The sequence below is a fragment of the Pantoea sp. X-Soil-YNGN-785 genome (assembly GCF_059730585.1).
Genome location: NZ_AP035942.1, coordinates 3,824,503 through 3,839,282 on the forward strand (window position 1 = coordinate 3,824,503; position 14,780 = coordinate 3,839,282).

Sequence of the window (14,780 nt, forward strand, 5' to 3'; positions counted from 1 at the left end):
AGTGCGAATTTGGTAGGCCTGAGTGGACTTGAACCACCGACCTCACCCTTATCAGGGGTGCGCTCTAACCACCTGAGCTACAAGCCTGTAGAGGTTTTTTCTGCTCGTTACTTTTTATCAGACAATCTGTGTGAGCACTGCGCGGGAAGGTATCTTCAGGTAAGGAGGTGATCCAACCGCAGGTTCCCCTACGGTTACCTTGTTACGACTTCACCCCAGTCATGAATCACAAAGTGGTAAGCGCCCTCCCGAAGGTTAAGCTACCTACTTCTTTTGCAACCCACTCCCATGGTGTGACGGGCGGTGTGTACAAGGCCCGGGAACGTATTCACCGTGGCATTCTGATCCACGATTACTAGCGATTCCGACTTCACGGAGTCGAGTTGCAGACTCCGATCCGGACTACGACGCACTTTGTGAGGTCCGCTTGCTCTCGCGAGGTCGCTTCTCTTTGTATGCGCCATTGTAGCACGTGTGTAGCCCTACTCGTAAGGGCCATGATGACTTGACGTCATCCCCACCTTCCTCCGGTTTATCACCGGCAGTCTCCTTTGAGTTCCCGACCGAATCGCTGGCAACAAAGGATAAGGGTTGCGCTCGTTGCGGGACTTAACCCAACATTTCACAACACGAGCTGACGACAGCCATGCAGCACCTGTCTCACGGTTCCCGAAGGCACTAAGGCATCTCTGCCGAATTCCGTGGATGTCAAGAGTAGGTAAGGTTCTTCGCGTTGCATCGAATTAAACCACATGCTCCACCGCTTGTGCGGGCCCCCGTCAATTCATTTGAGTTTTAACCTTGCGGCCGTACTCCCCAGGCGGTCGACTTAACGCGTTAGCTCCGGAAGCCACTCCTCAAGGGAACAACCTCCAAGTCGACATCGTTTACGGCGTGGACTACCAGGGTATCTAATCCTGTTTGCTCCCCACGCTTTCGCACCTGAGCGTCAGTCTTTGTCCAGGGGGCCGCCTTCGCCACCGGTATTCCTCCAGATCTCTACGCATTTCACCGCTACACCTGGAATTCTACCCCCCTCTACAAGACTCAAGCCTGCCAGTTTCAAATGCAGTTCCCAGGTTAAGCCCGGGGATTTCACATCTGACTTAACAGACCGCCTGCGTGCGCTTTACGCCCAGTAATTCCGATTAACGCTTGCACCCTCCGTATTACCGCGGCTGCTGGCACGGAGTTAGCCGGTGCTTCTTCTGCGGGTAACGTCAATCGACGCGGTTATTAACCGCACCGCCTTCCTCCCCGCTGAAAGTACTTTACAACCCGAAGGCCTTCTTCATACACGCGGCATGGCTGCATCAGGCTTGCGCCCATTGTGCAATATTCCCCACTGCTGCCTCCCGTAGGAGTCTGGACCGTGTCTCAGTTCCAGTGTGGCTGGTCATCCTCTCAGACCAGCTAGGGATCGTCGCCTAGGTGGGCCATTACCCCGCCTACTAGCTAATCCCATCTGGGTTCATCCGATAGTGAGAGGCCCGAAGGTCCCCCTCTTTGGTCTTGCGACGTTATGCGGTATTAGCCACCGTTTCCAGTGGTTATCCCCCTCTATCGGGCAGATCCCCAGACATTACTCACCCGTCCGCCACTCGTCACCCGAGAGCAAGCTCTCTGTGCTACCGTCCGACTTGCATGTGTTAGGCCTGCCGCCAGCGTTCAATCTGAGCCATGATCAAACTCTTCAATTTAAGTTTGATTTGCTTAAACAAGTTAAGCGGTGCTCATCTGTAAAACGTCATAATGAATTTCATTATGTGTTCACTCGTGAGGCTTTGATATTTTGATGCGTCCTAAGACGCTGATATCAATCCTGCGAGTGCCCACACAGATTGTCTGATAAATTGTTAAAGAGCATGCCGCGATTTACTGCGGCGCGGGCTGCGTATATTACGCTTTCCGCATTGTCAGTCAAGCATTTATTTTCGCTTAACTCACTGGTTCGTATGATTTCGAACCTACTCAACCCGGCGCTTCGTAAGCCGTTGTGCCGTGTCAGTGGAGGCGCATTATAGGGAGTTCTCGGAGGCTGACAAGTGCTAATTTCAAATAAAATTCCGAGTGCTGATTTTTTCAGCTAAAAGTCGCTAAAGCGCCAGTTTTTCGAGCAACGGGAAGCCATAACGCTGCAAAACGGGTGATAACTGACCCGCTTCGCCATCCAGCGCCGTACAGAATGCGACATTCTGCTGCGAGGAGTGCACTTCTGGCGCTTCATGCTCCAGCAGCCAGACGGTACGTCGGGCGATTGCCGCACCGGAATCAATCAGACGCGTTCCTTCAGGCAACACCTGCTGCAGCTCTTCGCGCAGTAAAGGAAAATGCGTACAGCCTAAGACGACCGTGTCCGGTGGCTCAGCCATCCTCAGCCACGGCTGAACAATACGGCGCACTTCATCCAGTGCAACCTCCGCACCGTGGAGCTTCGCTTCGGCAAGTTCCACCAGCTCTGCCGATCCCAGCATCTCAATGTTGCAGGAACCGGCAAACTGCGACACCAGCTCATGGGTATAAGGACGGCGCACCGTAGCACGCGTTGCCAGTAATCCCACCACGCCATTACGCGTCAGGCGCGCGGCCGGTTTAATTGCCGGCACCACTCCCACCACAGGAAATGCAAAACGTTCACGTAAAGCGGGTAATGAAACTGTGCTGGCCGTATTACAGGCGATGATGACCAATGAGAGAGGGTAGCGCTGCGTAATAGCCTCAACGATAGCGACCACCCGCTCCACGATGAAGGTCTCGCTTTTCTCACCGTAGGGGAAGCCCGCGTTATCGAAGGCATAGAGATAATGCAGGTCCGGCAATAGCTGACGGACCTCGTCATAGACAGAAAGCCCACCGACGCCGGAATCAAACACCAGCACGGTAGGGCGCAAATCAGAAGTTGTAGCTGCCGCTGAGGTAATACTCTCGTCCTGGGGTCTGATAGCCATACACTGTCTCGTAATCTTTATCGAACAGGTTGGCAATTCTACCACGAACCGTGAGTTGTGAAGTGACCGGATATGAGACGGCGAGATCCCACAGGCTCACTCCTCCTACCTTCACGCGTCGGCTGGGTGAACTGTTAAAGTCGGTATCATAACGGTCGCCCAGATAATGGTAGGTGACTGACCAGTCAAACTCATACAGCGTCCAGTCGAGCTGATACTTCACCTGCTGCTTAGCCCGGCGAATGAGGGGCTGATCGGTGCTGCCATCCCGCGCATCAACATAATCATAAGAGAACTGATGCGTCAGCGGCCCGGTATCAAATCCGGCGGTGGCTTCAACGCCTTTAATACGCGCCTGCTCAACGTTGTAGTAGCGGAAGGTCTGCGGATCGCCTTCAATCAGATTATCAATGTCATTGCGATAGCCCGACACGCGCCAGTTCACCGGCCCGCTAAGGCCTTCAAAACCGCCTTCCCACTGCTTACTTTTTTCCGGGTCGAGGTCGCGATTACCATAAAACGGACTGTAAACCTGCGACAGATTCGGTGCTTTAAAAGCCGTGCCATAAGAGGCGAATGCGCGGTAACCAGAGATGAACTCCCATGACGCCGCCGTCTGCCAGGTGTTATGCCAGCCGAACTGATTGTTATCGTCACCGCGTACCGCACCTTCAAGGGTGACACTGCCAACCTGCTGCTGGCCGGTCAGGTAGAGGCCGGTGTTACGCTGCTCATAGCCCTCTGACAAAGTGTTCGTGCCCGGCTCAGTCGTCTCTTTCTGCCAGTCAACACCGGCGCTGACGGCGCCCTGCCCCACCTGCACCGTGTTGCCCCACTGCAGGTTGTACTGGGTGACATCATCAAAGGTGGATGCAGCGCCATAGCGGCCATTGCGCGGATCGTAGTTAATATCTTTAGTATGGCCGTAACTGGCGATGAGCTGGGTAGAGTAAATGTCACGGTTGAAGCGTAACCCGGTATCCCAGGTCTGGCTATAGAGCTGACGGGTATCCGCCAGACCGATGATATTAGTGAAGCTGTCATTATAAGTGTATGATCCGTCGTAGGCGGTACGGTTATCAAACCCATAGCCGCGCACAAAACCGCTGAGTTCATTGCTGAACTGATGCTCAAGGTTGCCATACAACGTTTTGCTCATGAAGCCGTCGCGATCGTGCTGCGCCGGACCATAGTCATTGGGATAGCCCGCCACCACGTCATACCCTTTGGTATAGGTGTAGTTGCCAGCCAGGGTCAGCTTTGTCGCATCACTCAGTTTCTGCTGGGTGGAACCATCGTATGTCTGATAACCATTTGACCCCATGCCCGCCGTCAGCGTGGTGCCCGGTTGCGATCGACCTGTAATGATATTCACCACGCCGCCAATCGCATCAGAACCGTAAACCGCAGACCGCGCGCCGCGAACATATTCGATGCGCTGCACCAGCGACAGAGGGATCTGGCTGAGGTCAGATGAACCGCTGATACCCGCCTGATTAAGCCGGATACCATCAATCAGGATCAGCACATGTCGGGACTCGGTTCCCCGAATAAACAGTGAACTCTGCTGCCCCAGTCCGCCATACTGTGCGACATCGACACCCGGCAGACGCCGCATCACATCCGTCAGGCTTTTGGCCTGCCAGCGATCAATCTCATCACGCGTGACGACGGTGGTCGGTGCCAGCACACCTGAAACGGGTTCAGCAAAACGGTTGGCAGTGACGATTTGCGTATCATCATTGCCCTGCGCAAAACCGTTTTGCGCCCAGAGGGAAATCGCCGTTGCGCTCAGCGCGAACAGCGATGCGGTTTTTTTAGTCATTTTTAATCGCATCCATAAGACGAAGCAGGATGCCGCGGGCCGACAATCAATAGAACGCGATGATTGAACGAGTAGCGACGTTACACCGGCAGGTCTTCGGGCTGGGAACCATAGGTGATGATGACTTCCCATCCCGCAGGACAGTGTCTGCACTTGCACACATCACGACATTCCTTACCGCTGCGCGTCAGCTCCAGATTCACACTGGATTCCCTGGTAACTCGGGCTTGAGGCCGGCGCTTGCAGTCTACGGAGTGGAGATACGGAAGTCCAGACTGCTAAATATCTTCTCGCTGCAGGACTGGACATCAGCAAGTGAATGCCTACAATCGCCCGCTGGTAAGCTATTAATCAGGATTGCTCATGACACCCGAACATCTCCCCATTGAAGAGTATGACGCACAGCTGGCGGAAAAAGTCAGTCGTTTAGAGACGATGATGACGCCGTTTGCTGCGCCCGACGTGGAGGTGTTCCGTTCGCCGGTCAGCCACTATCGGATGCGCGCTGAATTTCGCCTGTGGCACGACGGCGATGATATCTATCACATCATCTTTGACCAGCAGACACGGGAGCGAATCCGGGTTGATCAGTTCCCGGCGGCCAGCCAGTTGATCAACCAGCTGATGCCAAAGATGATCGCCGCGATCCGTGATAACCGGACCCTGCGTCATAAACTCTTCCAGATCGATTATCTGTCGACCATGAGCAATCAGATTGTGATTTCCTTGCTCTATCACCGCAAGCTGGATGATGAGTGGCAGCAGGCAGCTGCGGCGCTGCGTGACCAGCTGCGCGCGGAAGGGCTGGATGTGCAGCTGATTGGCCGTGCGACCAAAACCAAAATCTGTCTGGATCGCGACTTTGTAGACGAATGTCTGCCCGTGGCGGGTCGTGAGATTATCTATCGTCAGGTCGAGAACAGTTTTACCCAGCCTAATGCGGCGATGAATATTCAGATGCTGGAGTGGGCGCTGGATGTGACGCAGGATTCACAGGGCGACCTGCTGGAGCTTTATTGCGGCAATGGTAACTTCTCGCTGGCGCTGGCGCGTAATTTCCGCCGCGTGCTGGCGACAGAAATTGCCAAACCCTCTGTTGCGTCGGCGCAATACAACATTGCCGTGAACCAGATTGATAACGTGCAGATCATTCGCATGGCAGCGGAAGAGTTTACGCAGGCGATGAATGGCGTACGCAGCTTTAATCGTCTGGAAGGGATTGACCTGACCAGCTACGAATGCGAGACGATTTTTGTCGATCCGCCGCGCAGCGGCCTGGATGAAGAGACGGTGAAAATGGTGCAGGCCTATCCGCGCATCCTTTACATCTCCTGCAATCCGCAAACCCTGAGCGACAATCTGCAGACGCTGTCAGAAACGCATGAGGTAACGCGGCTGGCGCTGTTTGATCAGTTCCCCTATACCCACCATATGGAATGCGGCGTTCTGCTGACGCGTAAAGCGTAAACAAAAACGGGAACCCTGAGGTTCCCGTTTTCATATATTCCTGATGATATCCCTACTGATTACGCTTGCGCTTAAATCGCGTCGCAATCCAGAACACCAGCGCAACCATCAGAACGGTAGGGACAAAGTTGGAGCCAATGTCCGGGTATTCCGCCCGCACCAGCGCGCTATACACCAGAATCCCCAGCAGGAAAAACGCCGCCGCCAGACCTGGCATGCCGTCCGGCATGTTGGTGTTGAGATAACGCTGATGCAGACACCAGGCCGCCAGACCCAGCGCAATCAGCGGAAAAATCGAAAAGGGAACAAAAGCGCTGAACAGCACAGAAAACGAGCCGTTAATCGCTAAACCGGTAATAAAAGCCAGTGCCAGAGTGCTTTTATCGCGGATACCTGGGTGGGTCATGGACGGATCCTTACTCATTGCTCTTCGGGTTTTTCCAGGGTGACCGCCAGTCGTTCCTGCTCACGGCGATACCAGTAATAAGCACCTTTGGCGATCATACGCAGCTGCAGCACCAACCGATCCTCAAGCTTACGTCGCTGCTCAGCATCAACATCCAGTGCTTCTGCACCGGCGCTGAAAACAATGGTCACCATCGCTTCAGCCTGCGCTTCGGTAAAACTACGCGGCATGCGATTTTCGACCTCAAGATAATCGGCCAGTTCAGCGATAAAGTGCTGAATTTCACGCGCCACGGCGGCACGAAAAGCGGCAGAGGTACCGGAACGTTCACGCAGTAACAGGCGAAAAGCGTTGGGGTTGTTGCCGATGAACTCCATAAAGGTCGCCACCGACGTTTTAATGATGCTGCCACCTTTGGCGATACGCTGGCGCGCCTGACGCATCAGCTGTCGCAGCATCAGCCCGCTTTCATCCACCATCGTCAGACCAAGCTCATCAACATCCTTAAAATGACGATAAAAAGAGGTAGGTGCTATTCCCGCTTCACGGGCAACTTCCCGCAAACTCAGACTGGTAAAACTGCGTTCGGCGCTGAGCTGACTGAAAGCTGCTTCAATCAGTGTACGTCGTGTACGTTCTTTTTGTTGCGCTCTGACGCCCATGCTCTCTGCCTTTAGCGGTATTGAGTGGGCACTATAACAAAATTTTCAGCGTACAGATTGGCAATCTTTGTCACCGCCTGTGAACCTCACTCTTTGTCAAAATGTGGTGAAAATCACTGATAGAATTCAGAAGTGCGCGACGAGATGTTAGAATCTCGTTGTAAAAATGTATAAATAATAGGACGTATCGGTATGCAAAAGTCTTACGATTACGATGCCATTGTGATTGGCTCAGGGCCCGGCGGTGAAGGGGCGGCGATGGGGCTGGTAAAACAGGGAGCGCGCATCGCCGTGATCGAACGCTACCACAACATCGGCGGCGGTTGTACGCACTGGGGCACTATCCCTTCTAAAGCCCTTCGCCATGCCGTCAGTCGCATTATTGAATTCAACCAGAACCCGCTCTACAGCGACCATACCCGACTGCTTCGCTCCTCTTTCGCCGACATTCTCAATCACACTGAAAATGTGATCAGCCAGCAGACAGCCATGCGTCAGGGCTTCTACGAGCGTAACCGCTGTGAACTTTATCAGGGTGATGCGCATTTTGTTGATGCCAATACCATTGAGATTGAGCAACCCGATGGCACGCGTGAGACGCTGACGGCAGAGAAGTTTGTTATCGCCTGCGGTTCACGACCTTATCATCCTGACGATGTCGACTTTACCCATCCCCGCGTTTATGACTCTGACTCTATCCTCAACCTGCACCATGAACCGGGCCACGTCATTATTTATGGTGCGGGTGTAATTGGCTGTGAATATGCGTCTATTTTCCGTGGCCTGAACGTCAAAGTTGACCTGATTAACACCCGCGATCGCCTGCTGGCGTTTCTCGATCAGGAGATGTCTGACTCCCTTTCTTATCACTTCTGGAACAGCGGCGTAGTCATTCGTCACAACGAAGAGTTTGAGAAGATCGAAGGCGTGGAAGATGGCGTGATCATGCATCTGAAGTCCGGCAAGAAAGTGAAAGCAGACTGCCTGCTTTACGCCAACGGCCGTACCGGTAACACCGATTCACTGTCGCTGGAAAATGTCGGTCTGGAAGCGGATGGGCGTGGCCTGTTGAAAGTAAACAGCATGTATCAGACGGCTCAGCCGCACATCTATGCCGTGGGTGACGTGATTGGCTATCCAAGCCTGGCCTCTGCCGCCTACGATCAGGGCCGTATTGCCGCGCAGGCAATTATCAAAGGAGAAGCGTCAGCGCACCTGATTGAAGATATCCCGACCGGCATCTACACCATTCCGGAAATCAGCTCTGTAGGTAAAACCGAGCAGCAGCTGACGGCGATGAAGGTGCCTTACGAAGTGGGTCGCGCGCAGTTCAAACATCTGGCGCGTGCGCAGATCGTCGGCATGAACGTGGGCAGCCTGAAGATTCTGTTCCATCGCGAAACGAAAGAGATTCTGGGGATCCACTGTTTTGGTGAGCGTGCCGCCGAGATTATTCACATCGGTCAGGCGATCATGGAGCAGAAAAATGGTGGCAACACGATTGAGTACTTCGTGAATACCACCTTTAACTATCCGACCATGGCTGAAGCTTATCGCGTTGCCGCGTTAAACGGCTTAAACCGCCTGTTTTAACGTAGCGTCGAAATAGTGGGCCATGTGGGTTTTAATCGCCTCTGCCAGCTGTTCATAACGGCTGCGCAGAGGTGACCCCGGACGATAGACCAGCGCAATCGTACGCTGTGGCACCGGTTTGTAGCAGGGAAGATAGCAGACGCCATCGCGGACGCGTTCCGGCGGGACTGCCAGCGCTGGTAACAGCGTAATTCCGCTGCCAGCCGCCACCATATTACGCAGCGTCTCAAGACTGGTCGCGCGGAAGTGGGTATCTTCATCCGCACCCGCCTCAAAGCAGAAACCCATCGCCTGGTCACGCAGACAGTGCCCGTCTTCCAGCATCAGCAACTTCTCGCCAGCCAGATCGGACATCGGTACGCGATCGCGATCGCACCACGGATGATCGGCATAGACGGCCAGCTTCATCGGCTCATCAAACAGCGGCACTTCGATAAAGGCCTGACTCTCTTTGACCAGCGCGATAATCGCGCAGTCCAGCTTGCCGCTGTCGAGCTGAGACAGCAGCTGCTGCGTCTGCGCTTCGTGCAGGTACATCTCCAGTTTCGGGAATGTCTGGTGCAGCGTCGGGATAATCTGTGGCAATAAGTAAGGCGCGGTGGTCGGGATGAGGCCGATATGCAGCGGACCTGACATCGCTTCCCCTTGCTGACTGGCCATCTCTTTCAGCACTTTCACTTCACGCAGCACCGTTCGCGCCTGATCCACCAGCAGCAGACCTGCCTGTGTGAACAGCACTTTACGGCTGGTGCGCTCCAGCAGCATCACACCCAGCTCATCTTCCAGCTTACGGATCTGCCCGCTTAATGTTGGCTGACTGACATGACACGCATCCGCGGCACGGCGGAAATGACGGTGTTCAGCAAGCGAAACCAGATATTCAAGATCACGAATATTCATTATTACCCTCCAAACCACGATAGCCCGTGGCGATAGATAGAATAGCAATGAACGATTGGCCCTATCAAGGGTGGTTAGGAATAATGCGCGCATCAAATGGAACACGGCAGGTCAGGAGCAAAAAATGTTTGCAAGTCAGGAAGGTAAAGCGATTCCATCAGTCACTTTTCACACGCGTCAGGGCGATCGCTGGGTAGATGTCACCACAGAAGCGTTGTTTAAAGACAAAACGGTAATCGTTTTTTCACTGCCGGGTGCATTTACACCGACCTGCTCCTCCAGCCATCTGCCGCGTTATAACGAATTAGCGGGTCTGTTTGCCCAACAGGGCGTGGACAGCATTCTGTGCGTCTCGGTGAATGACACCTTTGTGATGAACGCCTGGAAAGCCGAACAGCGCGCAGACAACATTACTTTTATTCCTGATGGCAACGGCGAGTTCACGCGTGGCATGGAGATGCTGGTTGAGAAAGCCGATCTCGGTTTTGGTCCGCGGTCATGGCGCTACTCGATGCTGGTGCGTAACGGCGTGGTAGAGAAAATGTTTGTCGAGCCGAACAAACCTGGCGACCCGTTTGAGGTCTCCGATGCTGACACCATGCTGCGCTATCTGGCGCCGGAGTGTAAAGCCCAGGAGTCGGTCTCCATCTTTACTAAACCTGGCTGCACCTTCTGCACTCAGGCAAAACAGATGCTGATGGATCATGGTATTCAGTACGAAGAGATTGTGCTGGGGCAGGATGCGACAACCGTGAGTCTGCGTGCCGTTTCAGGCCGGGCGACGGTGCCGCAGATCTTCATGGGTGGTCGTCATATTGGCGGCAGTGAGGAGCTGCAACACTACCTGCTGTCAGCGTAAAGAATCTGAGCGTCGGCCGGGAGAGCAGGCGCTTTGATGATGTGCCTATAAAAAAAGTAGTAATTCTGAAGCTAGAGGTTGGCGGGCATTTAATGTGCCCGCTTTTTTTACCTGCTTAGCAGCTGACATGCACTTTTTCAGATCCCGCAATTATCACACGGAAAATAGTCAGATTAACTGGATGCTCCATAATAATGCCAGATAATAGGTAAGAACCCGCAACTTACACGTACCCAAATCTCTGGGAAATTCCCTTTAGAAAAAACCTCACCCACGAAATAATATAAATAAAGTTGACTCACTAAAATTACCATACTGCAACTCATGTAAAAATACGCACAGTGAATATAATTTTCACTTATTCAGACTGAAAACCACTAAAATAAAGATAAAATACCGCCAGTGCGTAAAATGGAAATTATGCTATATACCACCATCCATCATTCGGTTATTTTTGACTTCGTCGGACAACTTTATATGTTCGGACATAAACCCTATTCTATTTAGAAATAACTTTTTGAGGGATATAATTATGCGTACTTTGTCTTATGAAGAAACAAATGCAGTGAGTGGTGCTGACCTGCAAGGTGCAGTTATCGGCATGGTAGATGGCGCAGCAACAGGTATGGCAATTGGGGGTAAATGGGGTGGTGCAGGTGGCTTCATCGTTGGTGGTATATCACAGCTTTTTGGTCTGATTATTCCAACCATCATGGGTGGTGTCGCAGGCTTAGTTATCGGCGCTGCCACCGATACCGCTTCAGTGCAAAGCCTGCTTGCAGATTATCGTTCCACTTTCGGTCCAGGTAACGTTGATCACGGCGGCACGATCGGCTAATCCGCGCGCCTGTTAACTCTTCAGGGCGAAGCCGGGTCTGATTAATTTATTTCTTCGCCCTTTTTTGTTTCCTATTGAAAAATAAAAAGGTATCGTGCATGAGAGCATTATCGATCAATGAATTTCAATATGTCAGTGGTGCGTCCGTTATTAATACTGAAACCTGGGCTTATATGGATCAGGTGCTGAGTAATACCTTAGATGGGGCATCTACTGGCATGGCGATTGGTGGAAAATGGGGTGGCGCAGGTGGCATCATATTTGGCGCTATATCTCAACTGGTTGGTCTTATTGTCCCCGCAATAATGGGCGGCATATTGGGCATGGTATCCAGCATTACGATAGGTTACGAGGCGACAGGGCTGTTACTGAATGATTATCGGGAAAAGTTTGGCACGGATTAATTTTTTTTCAAAAAAATAAAGACTACCGGTAATAGCAACTGATGTTGGTTTTCGCCCAAAATCTTAGTGCGGTTGAATAATCAGCGCACCCAGCTGTTAATAATTTCGCAAAAGTAATGCCTTTTACCTGACATTAAAATAACGGGCAAAGCATTAACTCTGCCCGCTTCTCAATCACGCCAGACGTTGCTTTGCGTCACCAATGGCACGCGCAACCTGCTGCGGCGAAACACCGCCCTGCGCATTACGCTTATCCAAACAGGATTGCAGCGCCAGGATCGGATAAACATCCTCGCCAATTACCGTACTGAACTGCTGCAACTGCGCCAGCGACAGCGCTTCCAGCGCCACGCCCTGCCCGATGGCAGCCACCACCACTTCCCCGACGATATGGTGTGCTTCACGGAACGGCACGCCTTTAGCGACCAGATAGTCAGCCAGTTCGGTGGAGTTTGCGTAACCCTGTTCAGCGGCTTCCTGGCAGCGCGGACGTTTAACCTGCAGGCCATCCAGCACCAGTACGGACATATGCAGACAGTCGAGCCAGGTGTCGAGCGCGTCAAACAGCCCCTCTTTGTCTTCCTGCATATCTTTGTTGTAGGCCAGCGGCAGACCTTTCAGCGTCATCATCATGCCGGTCAGTGCGCCCTGCACCCGACCACACTTGCCGCGAATCAGCTCCAGCGCATCCGGGTTTTTCTTCTGCGGCATCAGCGAGGAGCCAGAGGTGACTTTATCTGACAGCTCAATAAAGCCCGCTTCGCCGGTATTGAAGAAGATCATATCTTCGGCAAAGCGCGACAGATGCACCATGCCAATGGCCGCATCAGAGAGCAGCTCCAGCACGTGATCGCGATCTGATACGGTATCCAGACTGTTACGTGTGGCAGAAGCAAAGCCCAGCCAGCCAGCCAGCTGCTGGCGATCGATCTCGTAAGCGGTACCAGCCAGAGCGCCACAGCCCAGCGGGCTGACATCAAGCCGCTTCAGGGTATCCTGCAGTCGGCTCTCGTCACGCGCCAGCATTTCAACGTAGGCCAGACACCAGTGCGCAAACGTCACCGGCTGCGCGCGTTGCAGGTGGGTGTAGCCCGGCATCACCGCATCCTGATTCGCTTCTGCCGTCACCACCAGCGCCTGCTGCAGTTCGCGGGTCGCACCCAGTAACGCCTCAATCTGCACCTTGCACCACAGTTTCAGATCGGTCGCGACCTGATCGTTACGGCTACGACCAGTGTGCAGTTTTTTGCCCAGCGCACCGACTTTGTCGATCAGCTTGCCTTCAACCCAGCTGTGGATATCTTCGGCGTCGCTCTGCAGGATCTGCTCAGGATTCTCACGCACGTCATCCAGTAACGCATTCAGCGCGGCTTCCAGCTGCTGCTGCTCATCCTGAGTCAGAACGTTGACCGTCACCAGCGCTTTGGACCAGGCAACAGAGCCAATAATGTCCTGCTCTGCCAGGCGGTAATCGAAGCGCAGCGAGTCATTGAACTGTTTAAAACGCTGATCCGCTGCCTGAGTAAACCGTCCACCCCAAAGTGCCATGTGAAAACTCCTCTGAATCGTTAAACAAGAGGCGGCATAAATGCCGCCTCTGAATTAAAACGGTGAGGCGAGGCGCACCCCGCCTGAAAATTACTTCTTCTGCTCGTTCAGGGCGCGAATGCGTGAAGAGAGCGAGAACAGACGGATAAAGCCGCCCGCGTGACGGTGATCGTAGACTTCATCTTCACCGAAGGTAGCGAACTCTTCTGAGTAAAGGCTGTTCGCGGAACGCTTCTGGGTGGCTGTCGCCTGACCTTTGTAAAGCTGCAGCACCACTTCACCGTTAACCTCTTCCGCCAGCGATTCGGCAGCAGCCTGAATCGACTTACGCAGCGGGGCGAACCAGCGGCCGTCATAAACCACGTAAGACATCTCGTGGCCCAGCTGCTCACGCCATTTGAAGCTATCGCGATCCAGTACCAGCTGTTCAACCGCACGCAGTGCATTCACCATGATGGTGCCGCCCGGGGTTTCGTAGCAGCCACGGGATTTAATGCCCACCAGACGGTTTTCAACAATATCGATACGGCCAACGCCATGTTTTGCGCCCAGCACGTTGAGTTTTTCCAGACACTGGAACGGACTCAGTTTTTCACCGTTAACCGCCACAACCCGACCTTTCTCAACGGTCACGGTCACTTCTTCCGGCTGGTCAGGTGCTTCCAGCGGATCGACAGTCCAGACCCAGCAATCTTTGTTCGGTGCGTTGGCCGGGCTTTCCAGCACGCCGCCTTCGGTGGAGATGTGCCAGGCGTTTTCGTCGCGGCTGTAGATTTTTTCCAGCGACGCAGTGGTCGGAATGTTGCGCTCTTTCAGGTAGTCCAGCAGTGCTTCACGTGAACGCAGGTTCCATTCACGCCACGGTGCCACCACTTTCAGCTGCGGTGCCAGCGCGGTGTAGGTAGTTTCGAAACGCACCTGGTCATTCCCTTTACCGGTTGCGCCATGACACAGCGCATCCGCGCCCACTTTCAGCGCCAGCTCAACCTGCGCTTTAGCGATGATAGGACGCGCCATTGAGGTGCCCAGCAGATAGGTGCCTTCATACAGCGCACCGGTCTGCAGCACCGGATAAACGTAGTCGCTGATGAACTCTTCACGCAGGTCAACCACGTGACATTCAGATGCGCCAGACTGCAGCGCTTTCTTCTCCACACCTTCCAGATCGCCACGCTCCTGACCGATGTCTGCCACGAAAGCGACCACTTCACAGCCGCCGTAGTTCTCTTTCAGCCATGGAATGATGGCTGACGTATCAAGACCACCGGAGTAAGCCAGAACGATTTTTTTGATGTTTTGCGTTTGCATTTCGTAATCCTTGAATCAGAGT

General features: G+C 53.4%; 12 protein-coding genes, 1 tRNA gene, 1 rRNA gene and 1 riboswitch. Of the genes, 5 read left to right on the top strand and 9 right to left on the bottom strand.

Annotated features, from left to right (window positions below):
* Positions 1 to 10: 10 nt before the first annotated feature.
* The 4 genes from AC6I8E_RS17845 to btuB form a co-directional block, all read right to left on the bottom strand.
* A tRNA-Ile gene (locus tag AC6I8E_RS17845) sits at positions 11 to 87 on the bottom strand.
* Between the two features lie 73 nt (positions 88 to 160).
* Positions 161 to 1,700 (bottom strand): 16S ribosomal RNA (locus AC6I8E_RS17850).
* Positions 1,701 to 2,096: 396 nt separating this feature from the next.
* Positions 2,097 to 2,948: a glutamate racemase gene (murI, locus tag AC6I8E_RS17855; protein ID WP_061061088.1), complete on the bottom strand. Its 852-nt coding sequence runs from the start codon at positions 2,946 to 2,948 to the stop codon at positions 2,097 to 2,099.
* Entirely contained in the window at positions 2,893 to 4,773 is a 1,881-nt protein-coding gene (gene btuB, locus AC6I8E_RS17860) for a TonB-dependent vitamin B12 receptor BtuB (protein WP_497824276.1), read from the bottom strand. Before btuB ends, murI begins: the two co-directional genes overlap by 56 nt.
* A 70-nt stretch (positions 4,774 to 4,843) precedes the next feature.
* Positions 4,844 to 5,026, bottom strand: a riboswitch (cobalamin riboswitch).
* A gap of 110 nt (positions 5,027 to 5,136) precedes the next feature.
* Between btuB and trmA the strand changes: the two genes are divergently transcribed.
* Positions 5,137 to 6,240 (top strand): tRNA (uridine(54)-C5)-methyltransferase TrmA, encoded by a 1,104-nt coding sequence (gene trmA / locus AC6I8E_RS17865; RefSeq protein WP_033784273.1) that lies wholly within the window; start codon positions 5,137 to 5,139, stop codon positions 6,238 to 6,240.
* 52 nt (positions 6,241 to 6,292) lie between these two features.
* Here the strand turns inward: trmA and AC6I8E_RS17870 are convergent, their stop codons facing one another.
* Both AC6I8E_RS17870 and fabR read right to left on the bottom strand, forming a co-directional pair.
* Positions 6,293 to 6,646, bottom strand: coding sequence for a YijD family membrane protein (locus tag AC6I8E_RS17870; RefSeq protein ID WP_013359448.1), 354 nt, complete (start codon positions 6,644 to 6,646; stop codon positions 6,293 to 6,295).
* Between the two features lie 14 nt (positions 6,647 to 6,660).
* Positions 6,661 to 7,308: an HTH-type transcriptional repressor FabR gene (fabR, locus tag AC6I8E_RS17875; RefSeq protein ID WP_013359449.1), complete on the bottom strand. Its 648-nt coding sequence runs from the start codon at positions 7,306 to 7,308 to the stop codon at positions 6,661 to 6,663.
* A gap of 192 nt (positions 7,309 to 7,500) precedes the next feature.
* On the opposite strand from fabR, the gene sthA reads away from it, so the two are divergent.
* Positions 7,501 to 8,901: a Si-specific NAD(P)(+) transhydrogenase gene (gene sthA, locus AC6I8E_RS17880; protein WP_013359450.1), complete on the top strand. Its 1,401-nt coding sequence runs from the start codon at positions 7,501 to 7,503 to the stop codon at positions 8,899 to 8,901.
* On the opposite strand, the gene oxyR is transcribed toward sthA, so the two are convergent.
* Positions 8,884 to 9,801, bottom strand: a complete 918-nt coding sequence (gene oxyR, locus AC6I8E_RS17885) for a DNA-binding transcriptional regulator OxyR (RefSeq protein ID WP_013359451.1) — start codon at positions 9,799 to 9,801, stop codon at positions 8,884 to 8,886. The genes sthA and oxyR overlap by 18 nt on opposite strands.
* A gap of 124 nt (positions 9,802 to 9,925) precedes the next feature.
* Here oxyR and AC6I8E_RS17890 point away from each other — a divergent pair, with 124 nt between their 5' ends.
* From AC6I8E_RS17890 to AC6I8E_RS17900, 3 genes are all read left to right on the top strand, one after another.
* Positions 9,926 to 10,660, top strand: coding sequence for a glutathione peroxidase (locus AC6I8E_RS17890; RefSeq protein ID WP_033734438.1), 735 nt, complete (start codon positions 9,926 to 9,928; stop codon positions 10,658 to 10,660).
* 532 nt (positions 10,661 to 11,192) lie between these two features.
* Complete coding sequence (locus AC6I8E_RS17895) at positions 11,193 to 11,498, top strand: DUF5862 family protein (protein WP_013359453.1); 306 nt, start codon at positions 11,193 to 11,195, stop codon at positions 11,496 to 11,498.
* 98 nt (positions 11,499 to 11,596) lie between these two features.
* The gene (locus AC6I8E_RS17900; protein WP_049788880.1) at positions 11,597 to 11,902 is read left to right on the top strand and encodes a DUF5862 family protein; all 306 of its coding nucleotides are present in this window, start codon (positions 11,597 to 11,599) and stop codon (positions 11,900 to 11,902) included.
* 174 nt (positions 11,903 to 12,076) lie between these two features.
* On the opposite strand, the gene argH is transcribed toward AC6I8E_RS17900, so the two are convergent.
* Positions 12,077 to 13,450 (bottom strand): argininosuccinate lyase, encoded by a 1,374-nt coding sequence (argH, locus tag AC6I8E_RS17905; RefSeq protein WP_147789966.1) that lies wholly within the window; start codon positions 13,448 to 13,450, stop codon positions 12,077 to 12,079.
* Positions 13,451 to 13,540: 90 nt separating this feature from the next.
* Positions 13,541 to 14,758: an argininosuccinate synthase gene (locus tag AC6I8E_RS17910; protein ID WP_022624925.1), complete on the bottom strand. Its 1,218-nt coding sequence runs from the start codon at positions 14,756 to 14,758 to the stop codon at positions 13,541 to 13,543.
* Positions 14,759 to 14,780: the final 22 nt, after the last annotated feature.

Excerpts from the sequence above, each read along its gene's own strand:
- murI (WP_061061088.1), bottom strand. The coding sequence starts at position 2,948 with ATGGCTATCAGACCCCAGGACGAGAGTATTACCTCAGCGGCAGCTACA.
- btuB (WP_497824276.1), bottom strand. The coding sequence starts at position 4,773 with ATGACTAAAAAAACCGCATCGCTGTTCGCGCTGAGCGCAACGGCGATT.
- trmA (WP_033784273.1), top strand. The coding sequence starts at position 5,137 with ATGACACCCGAACATCTCCCCATTGAAGAGTATGACGCACAGCTGGCG.
- AC6I8E_RS17870 (WP_013359448.1), bottom strand. The coding sequence starts at position 6,646 with ATGACCCACCCAGGTATCCGCGATAAAAGCACTCTGGCACTGGCTTTT.
- fabR (WP_013359449.1), bottom strand. The coding sequence starts at position 7,308 with ATGGGCGTCAGAGCGCAACAAAAAGAACGTACACGACGTACACTGATT.
- sthA (WP_013359450.1), top strand. The coding sequence starts at position 7,501 with ATGCAAAAGTCTTACGATTACGATGCCATTGTGATTGGCTCAGGGCCC.
- oxyR (WP_013359451.1), bottom strand. The coding sequence starts at position 9,801 with ATGAATATTCGTGATCTTGAATATCTGGTTTCGCTTGCTGAACACCGT.
- AC6I8E_RS17890 (WP_033734438.1), top strand. The coding sequence starts at position 9,926 with ATGTTTGCAAGTCAGGAAGGTAAAGCGATTCCATCAGTCACTTTTCAC.
- AC6I8E_RS17895 (WP_013359453.1), top strand. The coding sequence starts at position 11,193 with ATGCGTACTTTGTCTTATGAAGAAACAAATGCAGTGAGTGGTGCTGAC.
- AC6I8E_RS17900 (WP_049788880.1), top strand. The coding sequence starts at position 11,597 with ATGAGAGCATTATCGATCAATGAATTTCAATATGTCAGTGGTGCGTCC.
- argH (WP_147789966.1), bottom strand. The coding sequence starts at position 13,450 with ATGGCACTTTGGGGTGGACGGTTTACTCAGGCAGCGGATCAGCGTTTT.
- AC6I8E_RS17910 (WP_022624925.1), bottom strand. The coding sequence starts at position 14,758 with ATGCAAACGCAAAACATCAAAAAAATCGTTCTGGCTTACTCCGGTGGT.